Genomic DNA, 25170 nt, shown 5'->3' on the forward strand with positions numbered 1-25170 from the left:
AGAATAATAATGAAAAATAATAGAATGTGACAAATAAAAAAGCATCCGCTTCCTAAGAAGGGATGCTTTTATGAGATTTGATAGCGTATTTATTACTTTTTGTAGAATGCCAAATCTTCTTTATCGAAGTTCTTGATGAAGTTTGAGTGCTTTTCTACTTCCGCTTCTGCATAGTTCAAATATACATGTGCAGATTTGGAGAACAGTTCGGAAGCCTTGCTGGCATCTTGAATCAGCAGGTGACACATGATAATGTCAGCAGCCATTTCCACCAGTTTGCGAGCGGTGAAGTCAAGCAATTCCTGGTCTTGTACTTCTTTCACTGCATTGGTGCTTGCTTCGAATTTGTCAGCCATCTTTTTCAGACGAGACATCAGCGGTTCCATTTCCGGTGAGCAAGGAATGGCTTCAAACTCGCGGATAGTAGCGATGTAAGAACCATTGGTTACGTAACGGATAGCGGCTACGGTCTGCAACTGGGTAGTTCCTTCGTAGATGCTGGTGATGCGTGCGTCGCGATAGATGCGTTGGCAAGCATATTCCATCATGAAACCTGAACCACCGTGAATCTGAATACAGTCGTAAGCGTTTTGGTTCGCATATTCAGAGTTCATACCTTTAGCCAGCGGAGTAAAGCTGTCTGCTAATTTAGCATATTTCTTCTGTTCCTGGCGTTCTTCCGGAGTCAGTTTACGTTCGCGGGCAATGTCGTCCAATGCTTTGTAGATGTCTACGTAGCGAGATGTTTGATACAGTAAAGCACGTCCGGCATCCAGTTTGCCTTTCATGATAGCCAGCATGTCATATACAGCCGGGAATTCGATAATTGCTTTTCCGAACTGCTTACGGTCTTTAGCGTATGCCAAACCTTCATTGTAAGCTGCCTGGCTCAATCCTACAGATTGTGCGGCAATACCCAGACGGGCACCGTTCATCAGAGCCATTACGTATTTAATCAAACCGAGTTTGCGCTCACCGCAAAGTTCAGCTTTTGCATTCTTATATACCAATTCGCAGGTAGGAGAACCGTGGATACCGAGTTTGTTTTCGATACGACGTACGTTCACGCCACCCTGACGCTTGTCATAGATGAACATAGACAAACCACGGCCGTCTCTCGTTCCTTCTTCCGAACGTGCCAGTACGAGGTGAATATCCGCGTCACCATTTGTGATGAAACGTTTCACACCGTTCAGCAACCAGCATCCGTCTTTTTCGCTGTAAGTAGCTTTCAGCATAACAGATTGAAGGTCGGAACCAGCATCCGGTTCTGTCAAGTCCATTGACATGGTTTCACCTTGGCAGATACGTGGGATAAAGCGGCTGTGTTGGTCGGAGTTACCAAACTCATAAAGAGTTTCGATACAGTCTTGCAATGACCAAATGTTTCCGAATCCTGCGTCGGCAGCAGCCACGATTTCTGCACACATGGTGTACGGAGTGATCGGGAAGTTCAGACCGCCGAACTTACGTGGCATGGTCATACCGTTCAAGCCGGCTTTTACCATTGCGTCCAAGTTCTGTTTGGTTCCTGATGCATATTCTACGCGGCCATTGGCACAGTGAGGACCTTCTTCGTCTACACCTTCTGCGTTAGGGGCAATGATTTCTCCTGTGATTTCTCCGGTAATCTCCAACACTTTGTCATAAGAGTCTACAGCATCTTCGAAGTCCAGCGGAGCATAATCGAATTCATCTTTATCTCTGTAATTGCGTTCTTTGAGTTCGCAAATACGTTTCATCATCGGATTGTTCAAGTGAAACTTGAGTTCCGGTATGTCTGTATAATAATTAGCCATCTTTCCTTACTTGCTATTTTGTTTATAATACTTAATCATCTTCGGCACAACTTCTTCGATAGTTCCGTTGATTACGTAATCGGCAATCGTGTTGATCGGAGCATCCGGGTCGTTGTTGATGGAGATGATGATACCACTTTCCTGCATACCGGCAATATGCTGAATTTGTCCGGAGATACCGCAAGCGATGTAGAGTTTCGGACGAACCGTAACACCTGTCTGACCGATCTGGCGGTCGTGATCTGCGAAACCTGCGTCAACAGCAGCACGGCTGGCGCCTACTTCTGCGTGAAGTTCTTTAGCGAGGTCGAACAACAGGTCGAAGTTCTCTTTCGAACCTACACCGTAACCACCGGCTACGATGATCGGAGAACCTTTCAGGTTGTTCTTTGCCTTTTCTACGTGGCGTTCGATTACTTTCACTACATAGTCCGTATCGGCTACGTATTTTTTCACATCGTGACGGATCACTTCTCCTTGATAAGTAGGAGAGAGGATTTCTTTCTTCATCACACCTTCGCGAACGGTTGCCATCTGCGGGCGGTGTTCCGGGTTCACAATCGTAGCAACGATGTTACCGCCGAAAGCCGGACGGATCTGATACAACAGGTTCTTGTAAGTCTTGCCTTCTTTCTTGTCTTCGTGGTCACCGATTTCAAGTGAAGTACAGTCGGCAGTCAATCCGCTGGTCAAAGCAGAAGAAACGCGCGGACCGAGGTCACGACCGATCACAGTAGCACCCATCAGACAGATTTGCGGCTGTTCCTCTTTGAAAAGGTTCACCAGAATAGCTGTGTGAGGAAGTGAAGTATAAGGGTAAAGTCCTTCGCCGTCAAACACGTGAAGTTTGTCTACTCCGTAAGGAAGGATTTGTTTTTCAATATCTTTGAGGCCGGTTCCGGCAACCACTGCTTCGAGTTGACAGTTCAACTGGTTGGCTAACGAACGACCTTTGGTCAGAAGTTCGAGGCTGACGTCTAAAACGTTACCTTCTTCTATTTCGCAATATACAAATAAGTTATTCATGATTATCCGATGGTGTGGTTAGCTAATAGTTCAACAATCAGGTCTTCCACGTCACGGTCGCTGCCGCTGATGGTTTTGCTCTCTTTAGCCTGGAACACAATGTTCTGGATGGCTTTCACTTTTGTCGGCGAACCGGACAGACCGCATTGTGCGAGGTCACCGTTTACGTCGGCTACGCTCCATTCTGTCAGATTCAGATAATCGCGCTTGTCGTACAGGTCGGTATAGTCAAGATTGCCTTGCTGTTTTTCAGTCACAGTTTTGGCATGTTTGTATTTCTGAACCAATTTAGCGTTACGCGGACGGCAAGGAGCTGCAGAACCGTTGACAGTAATCACGATAGGCAGCGGGCCTTCTACTGTTTCAACACCACCGTCGATGTGACGTTTCACCTTAATCTTACCATCGCCTACTTCCAGAATTTCTTCTGCGTATGTGATTTGCGTCAATCCCAGCTTTTCTGCTACCTGCGGACCTACCTGTGCCGTGTCACCGTCGATTGCCTGACGGCCACCGATAATAATGTCATACTCACCGATTTTGCGGATGGCAGTGGCAAGTGCGTAAGACGTAGCCAGTGTGTCTGCACCAGCGAAAGCACGGTCGGTTAATAAGTAACCGTTATCTGCACCACGGAAAAGTCCTTCACGAATAATGTCGGCTGCCCGTCCCGGTCCCATTGTCAGAACGGTTACGGTAGAGCCTGGATGAGCATCTTTCAATCGGAGAGCTTGCTCGAGAGCATTCAGGTCTTCGGGGTTGAAGATGGCGGGGAGTGCCGCACGGTTAATCGTTCCGTCGGCTTTCATGGCATCTTTCCCAACGTTGCGTGTGTCGGGAACTTGTTTTGCCAATACAACAATTTTCAAACTCATGCTATTAATTTTAGTATTAGTATTTCTACAAGTTAGTAGCCAGTAGTCAAGTAGTAATCTCTTGCTATTCAAACTATCCGGTTAACTATCAGCGTGCAAATTTACTCAAACACTTGGTTCTGACAAGAAATCCGAGTAAAAAATGCACAGGTTTAATAATTTTGAGCAAAATAGGAGGGTTTTTATAGATTTAATTCAGGGTTGACAAGGCGTTTATGAGGAGGGGTGTCCGAAAAGGATCCCTTGATGAATTCCGGATTATTTGATAAGTTCATAATAATGTGCGTTCATGAAATTATCATTCTTGAAAATAGCCTTTTGCATAATTCCTACTTTCGTGAATCCCACTTTCTCTAATACCCGCATGGATGGGGAGTTATGCTCAAATACGACTGCGAATACACGTATTTTATCAGTGTGTTCGAAATAATAGTTGATAGCTTTTTTCAGGGCGTCAGTAACGATTCCCTGGTTCCAGAAAGGTTCTCCAATCCAATAGCCCACTTCTGCACTAAAACGTTCTACATCCGTAGCGGGTATAAAACCGATATTTCCGACTGCTTCTCCGTTTACCTCAATGCAGAAATCATGAATGTTTTCTTTTGCTTGTACCATAGCGAGAAAAACGTTAGCATCCTCCTGGCTATAAGGATAGGGGAGACCGTCACGACAGTTATTCCAAATATTCTTGTTATTGAGATATTGGGCTAATGATGCTGCATCTTCGGTTTGCCAAGTACGGAGAGTATAGTTTTTCTTCTGCACGATAATCTCTGTTTTCTGTACCATATTATCTATTATTTTAGAATTTCAACGGTCTGACACAACCATTTGAGGAATAAACATTTAGCGGAATATTTGAGGAATAACAGTAACGAATTGGCAACCGTGCGATTTTCAGCGCTTTGCGGTGCTATGCTGTCAAATGACTCTCTTTGTTTGCAAATATAGAAAGTTTTCCCGAAAGATAGAAATCTCTATACAGCATTTTTTGCGTTTGGGTCGTTCAGAGAAGTTAAAATGCGGGATTTTTATGCCGTATTGCGACTACTCTATTGGGTAGTTTTTTCTACGATAACAACAATACTACCCTATCGGGTAGCAGGTAATATATTTATTATTCAGAACTTTGCGCTATAATTCAAATCGCAGAGTGTATGAAAGCAAATAATCTTTTCAAATGGGTATGTCTTCTGTGTTTGTTAAATGTAGCAGAAATAATAAGGGCACAGAATATTACGGGTAAAGTTGTGGATGAACAACAATCGCCAGTGGCTTTTGCCAATGTTGTATTGTTGAAGACCGACTCCACATTTGTGGAAGGGACTCTTAGCTGGGAGGACGGAACATTCCAATTAAAAGAACGTAAAGGTGATTGTCTATTAAAAGTCACTTCTGTCGGCTATCAGCCTCAAATAATAGAGTGCGATGGAAGGGATGTGGGGACAATTATATTACGGGGAGGAATAGAATTGGATGCCATAACAGTAACAGCGCAAAAGAAGTTGGTAAAAAACGAAGTTGACCGTACCACGTATGATGTGCAGGGAGATACGGATGCAAAAAGTAGTTCAGTCATAGAGATACTGAGAAAGGTTCCTTTCGTAACGGTGGACGGACAAGGGAATATCAAAGTGAATGGAAGCAGTAATTTCAAAGTATATAGAAACGGACGTCCAAGCCGAAACTATACCAACAATTCAAAAGACGTGCTTTCTTCCATTCCAGCCGATATGGTAAAGAACATTGAAGTAATTACAGAACCGGGAGCAAAATATGACGGAGAAAGTGCGGATGCCATATTGAACATTATCACGAATGACAAACTTTCTATGGACGGAGTTGTAGGTACGGCACAAGGAGCATATAGTGCGTCCGGACAACATTATGGAAGCTTGTTTCTGACAACACAAGTCCGGAAGTTTACATTAGGAGGCAATTACAGTGTACAGAGGCTCAGCCATGACGGTACTTACCATTATGGAGACGAAGAATATCTATATAAAACCAGCGGGAACGTGCAACGAATATCCGACAAAGGCGATAATCTCGGCTGGCTGCACAATATGGAACTGGAAGCAAGCTATGAAATGAACGCACGAAACTTGTTCTCCTTGTCGTTCGGAGGCTACTCTTATGATGTTGACATCAACTACAATAAGACCACCTCGCTATTTTCCAGAAACAATACTGTCATATATTCGTATGCGGAAAACTTGCACGACAGCTATCAAAGGTTTTTCGATTTCAACGGTCACATTGATTACCAACATCTGACTGGAAGAGAAGGAGAAGCCCTGACGTTTTCTTACTTGCTTTCCACCACCAATACACGTCAACGCGCCGATTGGGTTTATTCGGATATGGAAAATATGCCCGTTGACTATTCCGCTTTCGACAGCAGGAAGAAGAACAATTTTGCCGAGCATACGTTTCAGTTTGATTGGGAGCGTCCGTTATCCGAGCATCACCAATTAAGTATGGGAACGAAATATATTTTCCGTGACAATAGCAGCTTGAGCCAGTTTGGTTACGACAACGGTACAAAGAACCATACCGACTTTGCCCACTATACGCACATTGCCGCTGTTTACGGAGAATATCGCTTCACATCAGGAGCATGGAATGCACGTGCCGGAATGCGCTATGAATATTCATATATCGACGCACACTATAAAGATGGAAGCAATCCGGACTTTGCCAAACATCTTGGTGACTGGATTCCTTCCCTCGGTATCAGTTACAAGGTAAATGACCGGAATACGCTCAAGCTGAATTATCTCTCCCGCATCTACCGTCCGGGGATTTCCTATTTGAATCCTGCCGTTGAAGAAACTCCTGATGAAATATCCAATGGAAATCCATCATTAAAAAGTGCGCATCCTCATAACATTTCACTTTCCTATATGCTGACTTTGCCCAAATTGACCGCAAATGTTTCGCTGTCTTCTACACTAAATAATACCGGAATCGGGGAGTACAATTATCTGATGGATGATGTGCGCCATACCACATACGAAAACAATCTGAAACTCCGTGGGTATACCATTAACACTTACTTGCGTTGGAGAATTTCACCTACTACAAGTCTTATGCTAAACAATAGCGTACAATACAGGAAACTCTACAGCCACCAACTTGGGCTGGAGAATGAACGCTGGCATTGGACATTCTATGCGCAGGCAGAGCAACAGTTGCCGGGGAAAATAAAACTGTCGCTTGCGACCGGGCGCAATGAATCTACTTTAGATAATCTGTATGACTATTCGAAACCGACTTATTTCTATATGTTGACACTTTCACGCTCATTCCTGAAAGAAGAGCGTCTGTCAGTTCGCCTCATGGGCTATTGCGACAGCGGCAATTTCTCCAGATACGGACAGTATTGTGCACATACAATCAACGGGGATTACACGGGTGAGAGAAGATGGATAACTCACTCCCGCAATCTGACATTGCGTGTGTCCTATCGTTTCGGCTCATTGAAAGCACGTGTGAAGAAAACCAACAAGACGATTGAGAATGAGGATTTAATCGGCAGGAGATAAAATGGAATACCCCTTGACATTCATAAATCTTTCATGGGCGGAAATCGGTATCTTTGAGAATACTGCTTTTCCCCTTGCATCCCTACGGAAAGAGGATGAGCCGATAGAAAAGGCGGTAGAAAGATATGTTATCGGCTATATGGCATTTTGGAATATTGCTTTTATCAAAAAAAGGATGATATACCCATCTTTGCAAGATGATGTTATCAGGAAGAGAGGACAAGATAAAATAAGGCAATATGTCGAACGGCATCTGCCTATCGAACCGTTTCCGAAATTTTATCTCGTCTTTCTAAATCAGCCGCAGATTGGATGCGATGCCGATGGCTTCAGTGATGTTTTTTGCATGTAACTTCTGAAACAGTTTTTTCTTGTGGAATTTCACGGTATTGGCATCCACAAACAAAGCCTCTCCAATCTCCGTATTGGAAAATCCTTTTACTGCGAGTTGCAGAATGTCGGTTTCTCTGTCGGTCAATACAATATTGGGAAGTTCCTTCCACCGTTGCCCCTCAAAAGAATAGGCCCAGTGAACCGGGCGGTGCTTGCATGTCATCAACACGTTTCCCGGAACGGATGCGGGAGAAAGCGATACGGTACATAACGCCAGCCACATATACCCATCCTTGTCAAGGAGCACGGGAGTCAGCTTGTGATGGATTAACCGGAAACGTCCGTCACAGGCCTTGATATGGAAATCATATTCGATAGTCATACCGTACTTCTCTTCCGAAGAGTGCCTGCCGAAAAGATAAAAACCTGCCTCGTTTATTTCGAACAGCATTCTTATCTCTTCTGCCGGAACCACCTCGAAATAGAAACCGTATCCTTTCCCTCGCACCTCTTCCGGTGTGTATCCGCACAAGAACAAAGGATTCGGAGATACATACAAGAAGTTTTTCTGGTTATAATCAATTATATACAAACTGCTGTTCGTATTCCGAGCCATGGCGTCTGCCATTGAAATGCAAACTTTCGCTTGTACATAATCGTCCTCTTTTACATCGAATGAATGATTTATAGGACGAAAAAAACGTAAGATGTCTTCCTGCATATCCTTGCTGATGTTATTCCGACTGCAAAATTATAAAAAGTGCAGTTCCCAGCAGTACAAGAAACGCACTTTTTTATTGTGTATTAGCAGAATAATGATTTTAATAGGAGAACTGACTGTTTTTACAGTTTCATCACTTTGCCTTTTCTTTGTGGTTGTATAGGTCGGTGTATTACCGACAGATATGCAAACCTACGCAAATCGCAGAAATAGAAGCCTTTAACTAAAAACTTTCATCCGTTACGGTAGTAATGGGCTGGTAACTGAACTCCTGCCGCATTTGGCTTCAAAGTGGCTTTCAGTTGCTTCCTTACCACACAAAAACGAAGCGTAACGAACACTGTTTCAGTGCCATTCGCTACGCTTCGCTCAAATTTGTCTTTTCGCTATGTGTTTATTGTATGTTACTAATTAGATTTTCTCCATAGCCTGATAAGACTATCTTGATTGCCTATTATCTTTTCGTATGACTATAGTTATTCGTAAGGATAACTATAGTCTCCCTTTCGTATAACTATAGTCATACGAAAGAGAAACTATAGTTATACGAAATAAGATTGCCTAATGAACTATATCCAGGCAGGCAAACGGCGAAATAAAAATGCCTATAGGAATCATTTATTATAATAAAGCAAATGGTTTAGTTCATAATTGCACCTTATTCTGATTTTATGGAGAGAGTCTCTATTCTTTTATTGTATACCAATTTCTGCTAACCCCATCGGTTCACCGTCATGTATCATCCGTGTTGCTTTCAGTTGGACATAGCGGGCGTTTACCGGAGTAAAGTAAACCGATTGCAGAATCGGATTATTCTTTATGTTGGAAAATTCATCTTTGGCTACTAGCTGGTTGACAGCATTGCTGTCCGTGCCGACAGAGATTTCATAAGAGCTGATTATCCCTTTATTATATTCACTTTGGTCGGGGAGATAATGGAAGGAGGTAATTGTACGTTCCTCTCCCAAATCAATCAATAATGTATTTCCGTTGATGAAGCAGGTGGTCTGATTGTTTTTATCCATACATTTCTGTGCTTCTTCCGCATCTACTTTAACGAGCGTGAACGGATAGCTCTTCAACTCTTCTGCTTTTGCAGTATATGTATCGGAAGTCTCTCCTGCATAATAGGCTTCTATATTATTGATACAGAGGCAAGCCCGCGAATCTGTAAAACGGACACGAATCTTATCTGTGGTGACTGTCTCGAAACGAAGAAGACGTTTATATCCGATAGTGGTCGTCTCTTCATTCAATTTTACCGGAAGCCATTCGCCTTCTTGGTTGTATTCTACAACGAATGATTTGACACGTTGCCCCAGAGGTATATATTCCTGTAACATCATACGGTTGATCTTTTCCGTTTGAGGCAGGTCAAACTTGATTGTGGCAGAGTTGATACCGTCATTAGTAGCCCAATAAGTATCATACTCACTATCGGTCACCGCTTTTGCAGAGAATGTTTTTCCCCGTTCGTCCGATGCTTTGGGAGAAAGTCCCGCCAATAGGTTGTGTGCCAGTTGCTTTTGTACGTTCTGGTGGAAGTTTACGGCGTTGGCAGAGTCTGTCGGATGGATCAGTCCGTCACGATCGACCGGGAAGTTGAGTAATAATGTTGCGTTATGACCTACGCTGCGGTAATATAAGTCAGTTAGGTTATCTACTGTTTTCACACGTTCGTCTTCTTCCGGGTGGTAGAACCATCCCGGACGGATGGAAACGTCACATTCGGCGGCTACCCATTGATTGCCGTCAGCGTGACCGTATTGCAGTTCGCGGTAGTTGGGATAGCCCGGATAGACCTCTCCGGCACGAAGGAAAGACCAGTTGGTAGCTCCGGCAAATCCTTTTTCATTACCTACCCAGCGGCAACCCGGACCACCATCAGAGAAGATAACAGCTTGTGGTTGCAGTTCGTCAATCATTTTGTAAGCTCTCGGATAGTCATAATAAGTCTTACGGTCGATAGTACGGCTGTCTTTTGCGCCACCATACCAGCCGTCTCCACCGTTGGCACCGTCAAACCAGATTTCAAATACATCACCGTAGTTGGTCAGCAGTTCGTTGAGTTGCTTATAAAAGTAGTCTACATATTCGGGAGAACCGTAATTGGCTTGATGCCTGTCCCAAGGCGACAGATAAACAGCAAACTTGATGCCGTACTTTTTGCAGGCATCCGATAGCTCGCGGACAATATCACCTTTCCCGTCTTTATATAGAGTGTTGCGGATACAGTACTCCGTCAGTTGCGTAGGCCACAAGCAGAATCCGTCGTGATGTTTCGCTGTCAGGATTACTCCTTTCATGCCCGAATTTACAAACGTTTGTACCCATTGCTCGCAATCCAGCTTGGCAGGATTGAATGTTTTAGGGTCGGAATCTCCGTATCCCCATTCGCGGTCGTTGAATGTGTTAAGTCCGAAGTGTACAAAAGCATATGTTTCCATCTTTTGCCATTCCACTTGTTTGGCTTCGGGAACAGGCAAAATAGCTTCCGGTGCTTTTGTCGGATTGCAGGCGCTCAGTAAAAGAACTCCTGCACAGAAAATAAGAGAGTGTTTTTTCATGGGGGTGATTATTGCTAAATTATTAAATAGATAAATTCGCTAGAGTGTTATTCCGAATACAAAATAAACCTGCTCTTCGTAAGGATTGGCTATCAGCTTTCCGAATACAGGTAATGAGAAGCCGGACGTTATCTTGATTTCTTTTGTCGCAGACAATCCGACGTTGACCACATTGAATTTGTCGGAATAGAAACTTTTCCAAGGCGTGAAGCCTGCTTCAATACTTAAATCAACATCTTTCACACTGAACGGGTAACTCAGTTCACAATAGCTCGACCAGGCGCGTTTCCCGTTTTCCCGATAGTCGTTTCCGGCAAACGTAGTGTACCAGCTTACTGATAGCGGGAATTTCTCACTGAGCATATATCCGGCTCCTACTTCAAAGGTATGTCCTGTGGAGTGTGAGTTGTAGTTGAAGTATTTGAAAGGCTCGTCTTCTGTTTGGGTAAAATAGTTGTTGGCGTAAAGAGTCAGGTTTTTATAGGTATATTCCAATGAAAGGTCTATTTCATTGTTCTTTTCACGAAATTCGGTAGAGCCCCAGGCGTAGATGGTCAGTCCTTTCCAGTTGAGACCGAGTGAAGGTTGCACACTTGCATTGCCGCTGTCTATACCGCGCCAGATATAGCTGCTGACAAAATCCGCATTTACAAAAACTTCTTGTGCCTGTGCGAAGGCTGTGCAAAATAGAATTGCAATAAGTACAATATTTTTTTTCATTTTATCGGTTGTATTTTTTCTTTTCGGGGGTAAAGATACGTAATATATAGATAAATGTTGGCAGGTAGGGTAAAAAAAAGTTATAGAACGGCTGCGCAACGCAGCCGTTCTATAATCAAATTTAAATCGTAAGAGTTATTTAGAAAATGGAAGAACGGCTTCCCACGCATTTCATGCGGGTTCACCGTTCTTATATTGTCAATCTTCGAAAGATTACTGAAGTTTCCCGTCTCCGTATTATCTTCGATAAGAATAATTACTTATTTGATGCCTAGTTTCTTGGCGATTTCCTTAGGAAGCGCATCTTTATGTACCAGTATGTTCATAGTCTTATAAGCTACGAATGCTTTGGAAGCATACCAGATACCGTTGTATTTGCCGGATTTGCCCCAAGAGTTCTTCACCATGAAGTATTCTTTTCCGTTCTGGTCTTTGGCGATACCGTAGATAACCATTCCATGGTCATCTGTTGTTTCCCAGTTGTCGAAAGCGACTTGACGCATTTCCTGGGTAATATCCTTTTCCGGGAAAGGTTTGGTGAATAATTCTCTGCGTTTGTCGGCGGCAGTCAGACCAGTCCAACGAGCCATGTCCGAACCAGACAGTTCCGATTCTTTGGCTGCGTCCGGCATAACGGCGATACCATCGCGTGAGAATCCTTGTTCGCTCACGTCGCTACCCCATGCGAAAGTATAACCTTTCTTTACAGCGTTGTCCATTACAGCCATCAGTTCGTCGATAGGCAGGTTGTAAGACAAACCGTTGCGCCAGTTATCCTGAATTTCGATAGCGAATTGGGAATAGAACGGATGATGTGTATAAGAAGTCAGTGATACGTAATCGTCAGGATTCAATCCCAATGATTCAGCAAAGGACTTCGGAGTATATTCCTTGCCTTTGTAAGTGAAGTTTTCCGGGCACTTTCCTAAATAGGTGTCATAGACTGCTGCCAGCCCGTTTTTCCATACCGGAGTCAACTTGTTCAGTTTGCCTTTAGCAATGGCGTTGATATAGCCGGAAGCAACAGCGTCCAGTTCGTTATGTACCGGCAGAGTATCGCCGTACATGATTCCCGGCATCACTTCCTGCGGAACGATACCATAATTCTTGATGCAATACATTACATCGTAGAAACTTCCGCCCGGAGAGAAAGAACTGTCACCGTGATAACGTACATAGTTCACACCGCGGTCTTGCATTGTTTTGTGCACTACGAACATTTCGGCCAGGTCATACTCGCCTTTGCCCATACGGAGTAATTCTGACTCTACAAATCCGAGGGTGGAGAAACTCCAGCACGTACTCGAACGGTTCTGGTTCTTGATAGAAGTAATCAGGTTTTCTTTCACTGTCGTGAAAACAAAACCTTCTTCAGGTTTTGCATCTTGTGCCATGATGTTTAGGCTGAACAAGCCTAAGGCAGCAATAAGGATTGTCTTTTTCATTCCTATGAAATTAATATTAAATTGTTTTGGCTACAAATATAGGAAAGTTTCACCACAGATTACACAGATTTACACAGATTAATTTACCACAGAGGACGCAAAGGACACAGAGGCTTTATCTTTTCAAGCGTACTTACAATTAGATAGACAGTTTCGTCTGATCTCAATTTTCTAGTATCTTCCTCTGTGTCCTCTGCGTCCTCTGTGGTGAATGTTATTTGTAATTTGGGTCATTATGGCGCTAGTTACGAACTTTATGACTACTCCTTTGTTTCATTTGGTGGAACATATTTTCGTACGTCGGGAAGAAAAATTATCTTTGAAGCAAAATTGATATTTTGTTTCGGGCGTCCGGAATCCGGGCGTGTGTTGCTTTTCATTCTGAGGATGAGGCTGTGATGCGTGAATTGTCATCTTTGCTGGTAATCCGCCGGAATAAGAATACGGGAGATAAAAATGAAGGACTTGAAAATTGATGAATCTACGGGATTAGTGTTGGAAGGCGGAGGAATGCGTGGAGTATTCACCTGCGGTGTGCTTGATTATTTTATGGATCACGATATCCGGTTTCCCTATACGATAGGAGTATCTGCCGGTGCGTGCAACGGGTTGTCGTATGCATCACGGCAACGGGGACGTGCCAAGTACAGCAACATTGACTTGTTAGAGAAGTATAATTATATCGGTCTGAAACATTTGCTCAAAAAGCGTAATATATTGGACTTTGATCTATTATTCAATGAGTTCCCCGAACATATTCTTCCTTACGATTATGAAACATACTTTGCTTCACCGGAACGTTTTGTGATGGTGACTACGAATTGCATCACGGGAGAAGCCAACTATTTCGAAGAGAAAAAAGACAGTCGCAGGGTGATTGATATTGTCCGCGCATCCAGCAGTCTCCCTTTTGTATGTCCTATTACTTATGTTGACGGGGTTCCCATGCTCGACGGAGGAATTGTAGATTCCATTCCTTTGCAAAGAGCCATTACGGATGGCTGCACGAGAAATGTTGTGGTACTCACCCGTAACCGGGGGTATCGGAAAGATTCGAAAGACATTCGTATCCCTTCGTTTGTATATCGGAAATATCCGAAGTTGCGCGAAGCATTAAGTAGGCGGTGTGCTGTTTATAATGAGCAGTTGGAAATGGTAGAGCGCATGGAGGATGAAGGACAGATTATCGTTATTCGCCCGTTAAAACCTGTAGCCGTAAACCGCATCGAGAAAGATGTGCAAAAACTGACAGAGTTTTATCAGGAAGGGTATGAATGTGCGAGAGCCTTACTTGAAGAATAAACAAGTTCTCCATAGTTGAACAATAGACAGGATCTCACATGCTTTTTTGTTTTTCTTGAATGTCAGATAGGATAATTGGGCGTGTTCCCTTTTCATTTTGAATGGGTATATTGTTCAGCAGCCTTTTTTAGTTTCCTACTCATCAATTCTACCAGAGTCTTCGGATAAAGAATTTGTATTCCCTCGGCATATCCGAAGAATACTCGTTCTAACTCATGGTTGATGACGACTTTAATTTCCAGTATGACACTTCCGTCAGCCAATCTTTCCACCACTTGCTGGCTGCGGTGTATAGGCTTGGTTATGATGTAAGGTGCTTCGGCAGCCGCTACCTTGAAACCGACTTTCTCCGCTACACTTCCGGAGTTTTTAGTGACTCCTACCAGATCATCGAAGAACGTGTTCGGATCGAAGAACGTATTTTTTATGTAATGTTGTTGTGGCAGAACCTCCAATGATTGTATTCTGTCCAAAGCTAAATTTTGCAAGATCCGTCCGTTTCCTCTGACACCATAAACGAACCACCGGTTACGATACTCTTTTAATAGATAAGGATAAAAAATAAAGCTGTTGGCCGAACGTGCCTTGAACGAACGATATTTGAGCTGTATCGGATGCTTGTTTACAATCGCGTGATAGATCGTATCCAGATAATCCAGTCCTTTCAATGATTCATTCTTTTCAAAGTCAATGACAGGAGTGGTTTTCATCCGGGCAGAAGCAACGTGATCTTCCAGGCGGTTGATAATATCGCTCATTTCCGTAAAATAGGAGAAGCCTTTAAACTGCCTCAACACTTCTACTGCTTCCGACATCGTTTTCAGGTCTTGTTCGTTCAGCGGAGTTTGTGTAATGCTGTATTCCGGATCCTCGTATTTATAGTATTTATTTTCGTACACCACAATCGGAGCGTTATAACCCAGCTTCTCGCTGCGCATCATCTGTATATCCATCTGTACCGTACGTTTGCTTATGCCTTTATCGATGCCTTCGTATTCATAAAGAGCATCCGAGCAAGCATCTACCAAATCTTCCAACGTCCAGCGTCGATAAGGATTACGCAGACAGTTATCAATTGTTTTATAACGGATTAAGGCATTTCTATTTGCTGGCATAAGTAGAAGAATAAAGATTGGCTTCAAAAGTAGAAAAATAAATTCAGGAAAACAAAGAGGTTACAGGTCTTTATTCTTGGATGATAAAAGAAAATTCTTAGGATTTGTATCAAATTTGATACCCTTTGAAACAAAGTTTATAGACGAAGGCGAAGATACCCCCTATCTTTGCCTTCGTCTTTTAGATTAAAAGCTTGTATAAACTAGGAATACTTTGTTGCCATGAAAACAAACCCTTGGATGAAACTATGTAAAGGTGCAATACTTGCGTTAGCAGTCTCTTACGGACTGACTTATTGCCACACGACTAAAAGCAAGTTGACCTTGGAGCAGAAAAGCGATAGCCTGACTGTCATCCACATCACCAATCCGACTAATTATATATTGCTTCCTATAGAAGAGGAAGCAGCGGAAAGTCAGGTTCTCCTCAATACAGGAGAAGCTGCCGATACTGATATGGATATTCGTTTGGCACAGACTAAAGTGGACTATTTCGTTCCATTTGCCTTGCCTGCCGGAGTGAAGACTGCCACCGTGCGTATTCGTAATAAATCAAAGGAGGCACTTTGCTGGAAAGAAATCAAGTTATCTGATACATTTGATACTACCAATACAGAACAGTTCCGTCCTGTTTATCATCATACTCCTCTCTATGGCTGGATGAATGATGCCAACGGATTGGTGTATAAAGATGGAGAATATCATTTGTATTTTCAATATAATCCTTACGGCTCTAAATGGGGAAATATGCATTGGGGACATTCTGTCAGTAAGGACCTTGTACATTGGGAACATCTGGAACCAGCTATCGCCCGTGACACATTGGGACATATCTTTTCCGGCAGCTCTATTGTCGATCAGGAAAATGTAGCCGGTTACGGAGCAGGGAGTATCCTGGCTTTTTATACTTCTGCCAGTGATAAAAACGGGCAGATCCAATGTCTTGCTTTTAGCAAGGATAATGGACGGACATTTACTAAATATGAGAAGAACCCCATCTTGTGCCCTGCTGATGGTTTGAGAGATTTCCGCGACCCAAAAGTGTTCCAGTATGAACCGGAAGATAAATGGGTGATGATTGTCTCCGCCGATAAAGAAATGCGTTTCTATGACTCTAAGAATCTGAAGGACTGGAACTATATGAGTAGTTTCGGAGAAGGATACGGGGTACAGCCTTGTCAATTTGAATGTCTGGACATGGTGGAACTTCCGGTGGATGGTGATCTGAACCGTAAGAAATGGGCATTGATAGTGAACGTCAATCCAGGATGTTATTTCGGAGGAAGTGCCACTCAATACTTTACAGGAGACTTTGATGGAAAGAAATTCAGTTGTGACAGTCAGCCAAATGTCACGAAATGGTTGGATTGGGGCAAAGATCACTATGCTACCGTTTGTTTCTCAAACACTGGAGAACGAACGATTGCTGTTCCTTGGATGAGTAACTGGCAATATTGTAATATTGTTCCGACAAAGCAATTCCGTAGTGCTAACGCTTTGCCGCGTGAGTTAAGTCTTTATACACAAGACGGTGAAATTTATCTTTCAGCAGCTCCGGTACTGGAGATAAAAACTCTGCGAAAAGAAAAGAAAGAGATTCCGGCATTTACGGTTGCCAATGATTATCATATTGATTCTTTATTGGCTGATAATGATGGTGCTTATGAACTGGCATTGGAAATTACCGCCGGGGAAGCGGAGATTATGGGATTCAGCCTCTTTAATGATAAAGGTGAAAAGGTGGATATCTACTTCAATCTTCCGGAAAAGAGATTGGTTATGGACCGGACGAAAAGTGGTATCGTGGATTTCGGAAAGAAGAGTGTGCCTCATGAAATAGAGGTTTACGACCGTAGAAAGACGACTTCCATCAATTATATAGATGATTTCGCATTAGCTACCTGGGCACCGATAAAGAAAGAGAATAAATATACGTTGGATGTCTTTGTTGATAAATGTTCTGTAGAAATATTCCTGAATGGAGGAAAGGTAGCAATGACTAATCTTATTTTTCCATCGGAACCATACAACCGTATGTGTTTTTATAGCAAAGGAGGTTCATTTCAAGTAGATTCATTCAAGGCGTATCGGTTGGGTTTATAATAGAAATAGAAGTTACACAATAGATGTTTGCATAGATTCAGTGAAAGCAACAAGTATTGATTGCTTTTTAAGGATTCATAGGTTAGATTTATAAGTTAGGTTTTGTAGATTAGAATTAGGTGTTTGGTAGCTGTCAGATGTGAAATCCGGCAGCTACTTTTATTCATCAATTATTCATCAATTTCAATTGTATATCCTCCTTGGAATATCTCTTCCGGTTGTAAGTGCTGCATCCAGTCCTTATCTTTATATTCACCAGTATAATGTGTGCGGTCGCAACGTCCGTACCAAGGTTCGATGCAGACGAAAGGAGCATTCTTTGCAGGTGGAGACCAAAGACCGACTACCGGAGCGTTAAAATGTAAACTAAGATAAGCCTGTTTCTCTTTATTATATAAGGTAACTTTACGGACCTGTTCATTCTCCAGTATCAAAGCATCTTTATCAAAAGTATGCGTGTCCAGTGGTAATAATCCGTCCGTCAACTCTAAAGAATATTCAGTAGAAGGATCAGCGCATCCTTTTTCTGAAATGAGAATATATTTCAAACCGTTTTCCTTGTCAAATCCGAAGAACCCTCTTTCAGAATTGCTTGCATCGAACTCCGGCCAATAGAAAGCTGGATGTGCCCCAATCTGAAAATACATATCCTTGTTGCCGGTATTCTTTACTTCCCACATAACCTCAATTTTCTTTCCCTGGATGCGATAGCCTATTTCCAGACAGAATGAAAAAGGGTATTTATGCAAAGTTTCTTCATTGCTGACAAGGCGGTAACGTACTTCATCCTCTTTTTCAGAAATAAGAGTAAATTCCATGTCACGGGCAAAACCATGTTGAGTAAGCGTATAAGGAATCCCTTCATTCCGATACTCATTTTCCCATACGCTCCCTACAATCGGGAATAGGACAGGAGAGTGTCGCTTCCAAAAAGCAGGATCGGCTTGCCACAGATATTCTTTTCCATTGGCGACGATGCTGCAGAGTTCAGCTCCGTGAGGAGATACTTGAATCGTGAGTTGTTTGTTGGAGATTGTTTTCATATCGTTGATTTTTTCAGTTGACTACAACCAGTAGTTAACTCCATTTTTTAAGTTCTTATCACCTGCAAAGGTAATATTTTCCATACTTACTGGAGGATAGATATTCTATAATTCTTCTATTTTGAAGAATAATGTATAAAACCCTATAAAATAGCGTTCTATGCAACAAATGTTATAGCCTTTGAAACATTTTTTTCAGTCGTTTGATATAAATCAACCGTAATTTGCATTATCGATATAGATAAAATTCGTACTTTTAATTTAATAACATCAAACTAATGCATCGTATTATGAAGAACAAAAAACTTCTTTGCAGCGTTTGTTTCCTGTTTACTTTCATGTCAGTCCTTTGGGGGCAAAGCATTACGGTGAAAGGAAACGTTACTTCTAAAACGGACGGACAGCCGGTCATCGGCGCCTCTGTTGTTGAAGCTACAGCTACTGCTAATGGAACAATTACTGATTTAGATGGTAATTTCACCCTTTCGGTTCCGGCTAACTCTACTTTAAAGATTACGTATATTGGTTATAAACCGGTGACCGTAAAATCGGCTGCTATCATTAATGTATTATTGGAAGAAGACACTCAAATGGTAGATGAAGTGGTTGTAACAGGTTATACCACTCAACGTAAAGCCGACCTGACCGGTGCTGTTTCTGTAGTGAAAGTAGACGAAATCCAGAAGCAAGGGGAGAACAACCCGGTGAAAGCACTTCAAGGCCGCGTGCCCGGTATGAACATTACAGCGGATGGAAATCCGAGCGGATCGGCTACCGTACGTATTCGCGGTATCGGTACGCTGAACAACAACGATCCTCTTTATATTATCGATGGAGTTCCTACCAAAGCCGGTATGCACGAATTGAACGGAAACGACATTGAATCCATTCAAGTACTGAAAGATGCTGCTTCAGCATCCATCTACGGTTCGCGTGCTGCAAATGGCGTTATCGTCATTACTACCAAACAAGGAAAGAAAGGCCAGATTAAAATCAACTTTGATGCTTCGGTTTCAGCTTCCATGTATCAAAGTAAGATGGACGTGTTGAATACGGAACAGTACGGACGTGCCATGTGGCAAGCCTATGTAAACGATGGTGAGAACCCGAACGGCAATGCCTTGGGATATAACTACAATTGGGGTTACGATGCCAACGGAAATCCGGTACTATATGGTATGGGTCTTTCCAAATACCTGGACTCAAAGAATACAATGCCTGTGGCAGATACCGACTGGTTTGATGAAATTACCCGTACAGGTGTTATCCAGCAATACAATCTCTCTGTCAGCAACGGTTCGGAGAAAGGTTCTTCCTTCTTTTCTCTGGGATATTACAAAAACCTGGGTGTAATTAAAGATACGGACTTCGACCGTTTCTCCGCCCGCATGAACAGCGATTATAAATTAATTGATGATATATTGACTATCGGCCAGCATTTCACTTTAAACCGTACTTCGGAAGTACAAGCTCCCGGCGGAATTATTGAAACTGCTTTGGACATTCCTTCCGCTATCCCCGTTTATGCTTCGGATGGTTCATGGGGAGGACCGGTAGGCGGATGGCCGGACCGTCGTAATCCTCGCGCCGTACTCGAATACAACAAAGACAACCGATACACTTACTGGCGTATGTTCGGTGATGCTTATGTGAATCTAAGCCTCTTCAAAGGATTCAATGTTCGTTCTACTTTTGGCTTGGACTACGCAAACAAGCAAGCCCGTTACTTCACCTATCCTTATCAGGAAGGAACACAGACCAATAACGGCAAGAGTGCAGTGGAAGCCAAACAAGAACACTGGACCAAATGGATGTGGAATGCCATTGCCACTTACCAGTTGGAAATAGGCAAACATCGTGGAGATGTTATGGCAGGTATGGAGCTGAACCGGGAAGACGACAGTCATTTCTCCGGCTACAAAGAAGATTTCTCTATCCTTACTCCCGACTATATGTGGCCCGATGCAGGTAGCGGCACAGCACAGGCTTACGGTGCCGGCGAAGGTTACTCGCTTGTCTCTTTCTTCGGCAAAATGAACTATTCTTATGCTGACAGATATCTGCTTTCATTGACGCTCCGTCGTGACGGTTCTTCCCGCTTCGGTAAAAACCATCGTTATGCCACTTTCCCTTCCGTTTCTTTGGGATGGCGCATCACACAGGAGAGCTTTATGAAGGAACTGACTTGGTTGGACGATCTGAAACTGCGTGCTTCATGGGGACAGACCGGTAATCAGGAAATCTCCAACCTTGCCCGTTACACTATCTACGCTCCTAATTATGGAACAACAGATTCATTTGGCGGTCAAAGCTACGGTACGGCATACGATATTACAGGTTCTAACGGAGGTGGTACTCTGCCTTCCGGATTCAAACGTAACCAGATTGGTAATGACAATATCAAATGGGAGACAACCACACAGACGAACGTCGGCATCGACTTCAGCCTATTCAAACAATCCCTGTATGGTTCATTGGAATACTATTACAAGAAAACAACCGATATCCTGACTGAAATGGCAGGAGTGGGAGTATTGGGAGAAGGTGGCAATCGTTGGATTAATTCGGGCGCAATGAAAAACCAGGGTTTTGAATTCAACTTGGGCTACCGCAACAAAACTGCCTTCGGACTGACTTACGACTTGAACGGAAACATCTCCACTTACCGGAATGAAATTCTTGAACTGCCGGAGACAGTGGCTGCCAATGGAAAGTTTGGTGGTAATGGAGTAAAAAGTGTAGTCGGTCATACATACAACTCACAAGTGGGCTACATTGCCGATGGTATCTTCAAATCACAAGAAGAAGTGGATAATCACGCTACGCAGGAAGGTGCAGCCGTTGGCCGTATCCGCTACCGCGACATCGACCATAACGGTGTGATTGATGAAAAAGACCAGGAATGGATTTACGATCCGACTCCTGCTTTCAGCTACGGATTGAATATCTACCTGGAATATAAGAATTTCGACCTGACTATGTTCTGGCAAGGCGTTCAGGGAGTAGATATCATCAGTGACGTGAAGAAGAAAAGTGACTTCTGGAGTGCATCCAACGTCGGCTTCCTGAACAAAGGAACCCGCCTGCTCAATGCCTGGTCGCCTACTAATCCGAACTCTACTATTCCGGCATTGACCCGCAGCGATACAAACAATGAACAGCGTGTCTCCACTTACTTTGTTGAAAACGGTTCCTTCCTGAAACTGCGTAATATCCAATTAGGCTATACAGTTCCGGCAGTAATCTCCAAGAAGTTGAGAATGGAACGTTTACGTTTCTATTGTAGCGCGCAAAATCTGCTGACGATCAAGAGTAAAGACTTTACGGGAGAAGACCCGGAAAACCCGAACTTCTCTTATCCGATCCCTGTGAATATCACCTTCGGACTTAACATCGGATTTTAATTCACTTCATTTATAAAACGAACTATCATGAAAAAGATACTATACATAGCAACCATCGGATTTACCTTGCTGACAAGCAGTTGCAACGATTTTCTGGATCGTCAGGTTCCGCAGGGTATTGTGACCGGCGATCAGATCGCTTCTCCCGAATACGTGGACAATCTCGTGATTTCAGCCTACGCCATTTTGGCAACAGGTGACGACATCAACTCTTCCTTCTCGCTTTGGAATTATGACGTACGTTCCGACGATTGTTATAAAGGCGGTTCCGGTACGGAAGACGGCGGTGTGTTCAACGCACTGGAAATTTCTAAAGGTATCAACACCACCGACTGGAATATCAACGATATATGGAAAAGACTGTATCAATGCATCACCCGTGCCAACACAGCCTTGCAGTCACTCGACCTGATGGATGAAAAGACTTATCCGCTGAAGGACCAGCGCATTGCTGAAATGAGATTCCTGCGCGGACACGCCCACTTCATGTTGAAGGAACTGTTTAAGAAGATCGTTATAGTAGACGATGAAAACATGGACCCGGATGCTTACAACGAGCTTTCGAATACCACCTATACCAATAACGAACAATGGCAAAAGATAGCAGACGACTTCCAGTTTGCCTACGACAATCTGCCGGAAGTGCAGATAGAAAAAGGACGTCCCACACAAGCTGCCGCTGCCGCTTACCTGGCAAAGACTTACTTGTATAAGGCTTACCGTCAGGATGGAGTGAACAACAACCTTACCGGTATCGACGAAGAGGACCTGAAGCAGGTAGTGAAATATACCGACCCTCTCATCATGGCCAAAGCCGGTTACGGATTGGAAAATGATTATAGCATGAACTTCCTGCCTCAATATGAAAATGGCGCAGAGTCTGTATGGGCGATTCAATATTCTATCAACGACGGAACATACAACGGTAATCTGAACTGGGGAATGGGACTGACAACTCCGCAGATACTAGGCTGCTGTGACTTCCACAAACCGAGCCAAAATCTGGTGAACGCTTTCAAAACCGACTCGCAGGGAAAGCCGTTGTTCAATACCTACGATAATGAGAACTACGAGGTTACGACGGACAATGTAGACCCCCGTTTATTCCACACGGTAGGTATGCCGGGCTTCCCTTATAAATACAATGAAGGCTACTTGATTCAGAAGAATGATGACTGGAGCCGTAGCAAGGGACTTTACGGATATTATGTTTCGCTCAAAGAGAATGTAGACCCGGACTGTGACTGCCTGAAGAAAGGTTCTTATTGGGCAAGTTCCCTGAATCATATCGTCATCCGTTATGCAGATGTATTGCTGATGCGTGCCGAGGCCCTGATACAGTTGAACGACGGACGCATTGCCGATGCCATTTCACTTATCAATGATGTACGCAGCCGTGCAGCCGGAAGTACAATGCTGATCTTCAATTACAAAGAAGAGTACGGAGTAAACTTCAAAGTAACTCCTTATGAACTGAAAGCATATACACAGGACGAAGCCATGAAAATGCTGAAATGGGAACGCCGTATAGAGTTCGGTATGGAAAGCTCACGTTTCTTTGACCTCGTAAGATGGGGAGAAGCCAAAGACGTTATCAATGCTTATTATGTGACCGAAGCAGCCCGTTGTTCTATTTACAAGAATGCAGGTTTCACGGAAAATAAGAACGAATACCTCCCAATCCCATTCGAACAGATCAGTGCCAGTAACGGAAATTATACACAGAATTTCGGTTGGTAACCATCAATCTTAAAACAAAGAATAAAATGAAATCAATCATAAAACAACTCTATACCATCCTGTTGGTGACTGTAGCATGTCTGACAGTTGCGGGATGTAGCGATGACTTCAAATCCAATCTTCGTCTGAACGGAGATGTATGGGTGAACTCTATTAAACTGGATGAATACGCAGGGACGATCGATTATCAGAATAAGACAATCGTAGTGGGAGTACCTTACGACTATGACGTTACCCGAATGGCCGTCAGTGAAATCAATCTTTCCGAAGGTGCTACGGCGAGCATCGCTGTTGGTGAAACAATCGACTTTTCTCTTCCCGTATCTTTGACCGTGAAGAATGGCGACGTACAGATGAGCTATACGATTACCGTGAAGAGAGACGAAGCAAAGATACTGACCTTTAAGTTGAATGATACTTATGTAGGAAAAGTAGACCAGCTATCAAAAACAATCTCTGTAGTTGTTCCGCTGACAGTGGATATTACCCAGTTGAAAGGTACATTCACCGGATCAGATGGAGTCACTGTGACTCCGGCATCCGGCAGCATTCAGGACTTTACCAACCCTGTCACTTATACAGCAACTTACCGTTCGGCAGTGACTCCTTATGTAGTAACAGTTACTCAAGGAAATGTAATTCCGACTGCCTTTATCGGCACAGCTTCTTCTGTGAGTCAACTGACAAGTCCTGAAGAAAAAGCCGCTGCCCAGTGGATGATGGATAATATATCCATGTCCGAATACGTCTCATTCAAAGATGTAGTAGAAGGAAAAGTAGATTTAGGTAAATATACTGCAATCTGGTGGCATTTCCATGCAGACAATGGCGATAATCCTCCTTTGCCGGATGATGCGAAAGCTGCCGTAGAGAAATTTAAAGTCTACTATCAAAACGGTGGTAACCTATTGCTGACCCGCTATGCAACTTTCTATATTAAGGACCTTAGCATTGCAAAAGACGAGCGTGTACCCAACAACAGTTGGGGAGGAAACGAAGACTCACCCGAAATTACGTCTTCTCCGTGGAGCTTCCCGATTACCGGTAGCGAATCGCATCCGTTGTTCCAGGATTTAAGATGGAAAGATGGCGACAAATCGACAGTATATACTTGTGATGCCGGCTATGCGATAACCAATAGTACAGCGCAATGGCATATCGGAACAGACTGGGGAGGTTATGCCGACTTGAACGAATGGCGTAACCTGACTGGAGGAATTGACCTGGCACGTGGAGGTGACGGTGCGGTAGTCATTGCCGAATTCGAGCCGCGCGCCAACAGCGGACGCACGATCTGTATCGGCTCCGGTTGTTACGACTGGTACGGTAAAGGCGTAGACGCTTCTGCCGACTACTACCACTACAACGTAGAGCAAATGACTCTGAATGCAATCAACTACTTATGTAAATAAAAGAATAAGCAATAATT

The 25170-nt window shown here is 43.4% G+C and carries 17 protein-coding genes and 1 pseudogene; 8 read left to right on the plus strand and 10 right to left on the minus strand.

The window, feature by feature from the left end; translation table 11 throughout:
• Positions 1–92: 92 nt before the first annotated feature.
• From CLIN57ABFB40_RS02265 to CLIN57ABFB40_RS02280, 4 genes are all read right to left on the minus strand, one after another.
• Positions 93–1799: an acyl-CoA dehydrogenase family protein gene (locus CLIN57ABFB40_RS02265; RefSeq protein WP_175628703.1), complete on the minus strand. Its 1707-nt coding sequence runs from the start codon at positions 1797–1799 to the stop codon at positions 93–95.
• A 6-nt stretch (positions 1800–1805) separates the two neighbouring features.
• Positions 1806–2825 (minus strand): electron transfer flavoprotein subunit alpha/FixB family protein, encoded by a 1020-nt coding sequence (locus tag CLIN57ABFB40_RS02270; RefSeq protein ID WP_055278939.1) that lies wholly within the window; start codon positions 2823–2825, stop codon positions 1806–1808.
• A gap of 2 nt (positions 2826–2827) precedes the next feature.
• Complete coding sequence (locus CLIN57ABFB40_RS02275; RefSeq protein WP_135038839.1) at positions 2828–3700, minus strand: electron transfer flavoprotein subunit beta/FixA family protein; 873 nt, start codon at positions 3698–3700, stop codon at positions 2828–2830.
• A gap of 258 nt (positions 3701–3958) precedes the next feature.
• Positions 3959–4489 carry a GNAT family N-acetyltransferase gene (locus CLIN57ABFB40_RS02280; RefSeq protein WP_004314245.1) on the minus strand — a complete coding sequence of 177 codons (531 nt, stop codon included), beginning with the start codon at positions 4487–4489 and terminating at the stop codon, positions 3959–3961.
• A gap of 368 nt (positions 4490–4857) precedes the next feature.
• On the opposite strand from CLIN57ABFB40_RS02280, the gene CLIN57ABFB40_RS02285 reads away from it, so the two are divergent.
• Complete coding sequence (locus CLIN57ABFB40_RS02285; protein ID WP_175628704.1) at positions 4858–7248, plus strand: TonB-dependent receptor domain-containing protein; 2391 nt, start codon at positions 4858–4860, stop codon at positions 7246–7248.
• A gap of 1 nt (position 7249) precedes the next feature.
• The gene (locus tag CLIN57ABFB40_RS02290; protein WP_071807684.1) at positions 7250–7600 is read left to right on the plus strand and encodes a hypothetical protein; all 351 of its coding nucleotides are present in this window, start codon (positions 7250–7252) and stop codon (positions 7598–7600) included.
• Here the strand turns inward: CLIN57ABFB40_RS02290 and CLIN57ABFB40_RS02295 are convergent.
• The 3 genes from CLIN57ABFB40_RS02295 to CLIN57ABFB40_RS02305 all read right to left on the minus strand — a co-directional run bounded on the left by CLIN57ABFB40_RS02295 (position 7541) and on the right by CLIN57ABFB40_RS02305 (position 11589).
• Positions 7541–8302, minus strand: a complete 762-nt coding sequence (locus CLIN57ABFB40_RS02295) for a response regulator transcription factor (RefSeq protein WP_065539192.1) — start codon at positions 8300–8302, stop codon at positions 7541–7543. The two genes, CLIN57ABFB40_RS02290 and CLIN57ABFB40_RS02295, sit on opposite strands and share 60 nt — an antisense overlap.
• A gap of 692 nt (positions 8303–8994) precedes the next feature.
• Positions 8995–10869 (minus strand): alpha-L-fucosidase, encoded by a 1875-nt coding sequence (locus CLIN57ABFB40_RS02300; protein ID WP_175628705.1) that lies wholly within the window; start codon positions 10867–10869, stop codon positions 8995–8997.
• Positions 10870–10908: 39 nt separating this feature from the next.
• The gene (locus tag CLIN57ABFB40_RS02305) at positions 10909–11589 is read right to left on the minus strand and encodes a porin (RefSeq protein ID WP_175628706.1); all 681 of its coding nucleotides are present in this window, start codon (positions 11587–11589) and stop codon (positions 10909–10911) included.
• A 143-nt stretch (positions 11590–11732) separates the two neighbouring features.
• On the opposite strand from CLIN57ABFB40_RS02305, the pseudogene CLIN57ABFB40_RS02310 reads away from it, so the two are divergent.
• Positions 11733–11864: pseudogene (locus CLIN57ABFB40_RS02310) on the plus strand (LytTR family transcriptional regulator DNA-binding domain-containing protein); the annotation flags it as partial.
• Here the strand turns inward: CLIN57ABFB40_RS02310 and CLIN57ABFB40_RS02315 are convergent.
• Entirely contained in the window at positions 11850–13034 is a 1185-nt protein-coding gene (locus CLIN57ABFB40_RS02315; RefSeq protein WP_175628707.1) for an aminopeptidase C, read from the minus strand. The pseudogene CLIN57ABFB40_RS02310 and the gene CLIN57ABFB40_RS02315 overlap by 15 nt on opposite strands.
• Positions 13035–13490: 456 nt before the next feature.
• On the opposite strand from CLIN57ABFB40_RS02315, the gene CLIN57ABFB40_RS02320 reads away from it, so the two are divergent.
• Positions 13491–14336 carry a patatin family protein gene (locus CLIN57ABFB40_RS02320; protein WP_175628708.1) on the plus strand — a complete coding sequence of 282 codons (846 nt, stop codon included), beginning with the start codon at positions 13491–13493 and terminating at the stop codon, positions 14334–14336.
• A 92-nt stretch (positions 14337–14428) separates the two neighbouring features.
• Here the strand turns inward: CLIN57ABFB40_RS02320 and CLIN57ABFB40_RS02325 are convergent, their stop codons facing one another.
• Positions 14429–15451, minus strand: a complete 1023-nt coding sequence (locus CLIN57ABFB40_RS02325) for a helix-turn-helix transcriptional regulator (protein ID WP_175628709.1) — start codon at positions 15449–15451, stop codon at positions 14429–14431.
• Positions 15452–15673: 222 nt separating this feature from the next.
• Here CLIN57ABFB40_RS02325 and CLIN57ABFB40_RS02330 point away from each other — a divergent pair, with 222 nt between their 5' ends.
• Positions 15674–17554 (plus strand): DUF4980 domain-containing protein, encoded by a 1881-nt coding sequence (locus CLIN57ABFB40_RS02330; RefSeq protein ID WP_175628710.1) that lies wholly within the window; start codon positions 15674–15676, stop codon positions 17552–17554.
• Positions 17555–17724: 170 nt separating this feature from the next.
• Here CLIN57ABFB40_RS02330 and CLIN57ABFB40_RS02335 read toward each other — a convergent pair whose 3' ends face one another.
• Positions 17725–18597: an aldose 1-epimerase family protein gene (locus CLIN57ABFB40_RS02335; RefSeq protein ID WP_175628711.1), complete on the minus strand. Its 873-nt coding sequence runs from the start codon at positions 18595–18597 to the stop codon at positions 17725–17727.
• Positions 18598–18887: 290 nt separating this feature from the next.
• Between CLIN57ABFB40_RS02335 and CLIN57ABFB40_RS02340 the strand changes: the two genes are divergently transcribed.
• Genes CLIN57ABFB40_RS02340 through CLIN57ABFB40_RS02350 form a run of 3 tightly spaced genes read left to right on the plus strand, consistent with a single transcriptional unit; the run spans position 18888 to position 25153 of the window.
• A complete protein-coding gene (locus CLIN57ABFB40_RS02340; RefSeq protein ID WP_175628712.1) occupies positions 18888–22001 on the plus strand; it encodes a SusC/RagA family TonB-linked outer membrane protein in 3114 nt (1037 codons plus the stop codon).
• A 27-nt stretch (positions 22002–22028) separates the two neighbouring features.
• A complete protein-coding gene (locus CLIN57ABFB40_RS02345) occupies positions 22029–23741 on the plus strand; it encodes a RagB/SusD family nutrient uptake outer membrane protein (protein ID WP_175628713.1) in 1713 nt (570 codons plus the stop codon).
• A gap of 26 nt (positions 23742–23767) precedes the next feature.
• Positions 23768–25153, plus strand: coding sequence for a DUF4960 domain-containing protein (locus CLIN57ABFB40_RS02350; protein ID WP_175628714.1), 1386 nt, complete (start codon positions 23768–23770; stop codon positions 25151–25153).
• Positions 25154–25170: the final 17 nt, after the last annotated feature.

The sequence above is a fragment of the Bacteroides acidifaciens genome, from assembly GCF_903181435.1.
Lineage (GTDB): Bacteria > Bacteroidota > Bacteroidia > Bacteroidales > Bacteroidaceae > Bacteroides.

Bases quoted from the DNA above. Each gene is read 5' to 3' on its own strand.
- CLIN57ABFB40_RS02295 (WP_065539192.1), bottom strand. From the start codon at position 8,302: ATGCAGGAAGACATCTTACGTTTTTTTCGTCCTATAAATCATTCATTC.
- CLIN57ABFB40_RS02300 (WP_175628705.1), bottom strand. From the start codon at position 10,869: ATGAAAAAACACTCTCTTATTTTCTGTGCAGGAGTTCTTTTACTGAGC.
- CLIN57ABFB40_RS02330 (WP_175628710.1), top strand. From the start codon at position 15,674: ATGAAAACAAACCCTTGGATGAAACTATGTAAAGGTGCAATACTTGCG.
- CLIN57ABFB40_RS02290 (WP_071807684.1), top strand. From the start codon at position 7,250: ATGGAATACCCCTTGACATTCATAAATCTTTCATGGGCGGAAATCGGT.
- CLIN57ABFB40_RS02275 (WP_135038839.1), bottom strand. From the start codon at position 3,700: ATGAGTTTGAAAATTGTTGTATTGGCAAAACAAGTTCCCGACACACGC.
- CLIN57ABFB40_RS02335 (WP_175628711.1), bottom strand. From the start codon at position 18,597: ATGAAAACAATCTCCAACAAACAACTCACGATTCAAGTATCTCCTCAC.
- CLIN57ABFB40_RS02265 (WP_175628703.1), bottom strand. From the start codon at position 1,799: ATGGCTAATTATTATACAGACATACCGGAACTCAAGTTTCACTTGAAC.
- CLIN57ABFB40_RS02305 (WP_175628706.1), bottom strand. From the start codon at position 11,589: ATGAAAAAAAATATTGTACTTATTGCAATTCTATTTTGCACAGCCTTC.
- CLIN57ABFB40_RS02280 (WP_004314245.1), bottom strand. From the start codon at position 4,489: ATGGTACAGAAAACAGAGATTATCGTGCAGAAGAAAAACTATACTCTC.
- CLIN57ABFB40_RS02325 (WP_175628709.1), bottom strand. From the start codon at position 15,451: ATGCCAGCAAATAGAAATGCCTTAATCCGTTATAAAACAATTGATAAC.
- CLIN57ABFB40_RS02350 (WP_175628714.1), top strand. From the start codon at position 23,768: ATGAAATCAATCATAAAACAACTCTATACCATCCTGTTGGTGACTGTA.
- CLIN57ABFB40_RS02270 (WP_055278939.1), bottom strand. From the start codon at position 2,825: ATGAATAACTTATTTGTATATTGCGAAATAGAAGAAGGTAACGTTTTA.
- CLIN57ABFB40_RS02320 (WP_175628708.1), top strand. From the start codon at position 13,491: ATGAAGGACTTGAAAATTGATGAATCTACGGGATTAGTGTTGGAAGGC.
- CLIN57ABFB40_RS02340 (WP_175628712.1), top strand. From the start codon at position 18,888: ATGAAGAACAAAAAACTTCTTTGCAGCGTTTGTTTCCTGTTTACTTTC.
- CLIN57ABFB40_RS02315 (WP_175628707.1), bottom strand. From the start codon at position 13,034: ATGAAAAAGACAATCCTTATTGCTGCCTTAGGCTTGTTCAGCCTAAAC.
- CLIN57ABFB40_RS02345 (WP_175628713.1), top strand. From the start codon at position 22,029: ATGAAAAAGATACTATACATAGCAACCATCGGATTTACCTTGCTGACA.
- CLIN57ABFB40_RS02285 (WP_175628704.1), top strand. From the start codon at position 4,858: ATGAAAGCAAATAATCTTTTCAAATGGGTATGTCTTCTGTGTTTGTTA.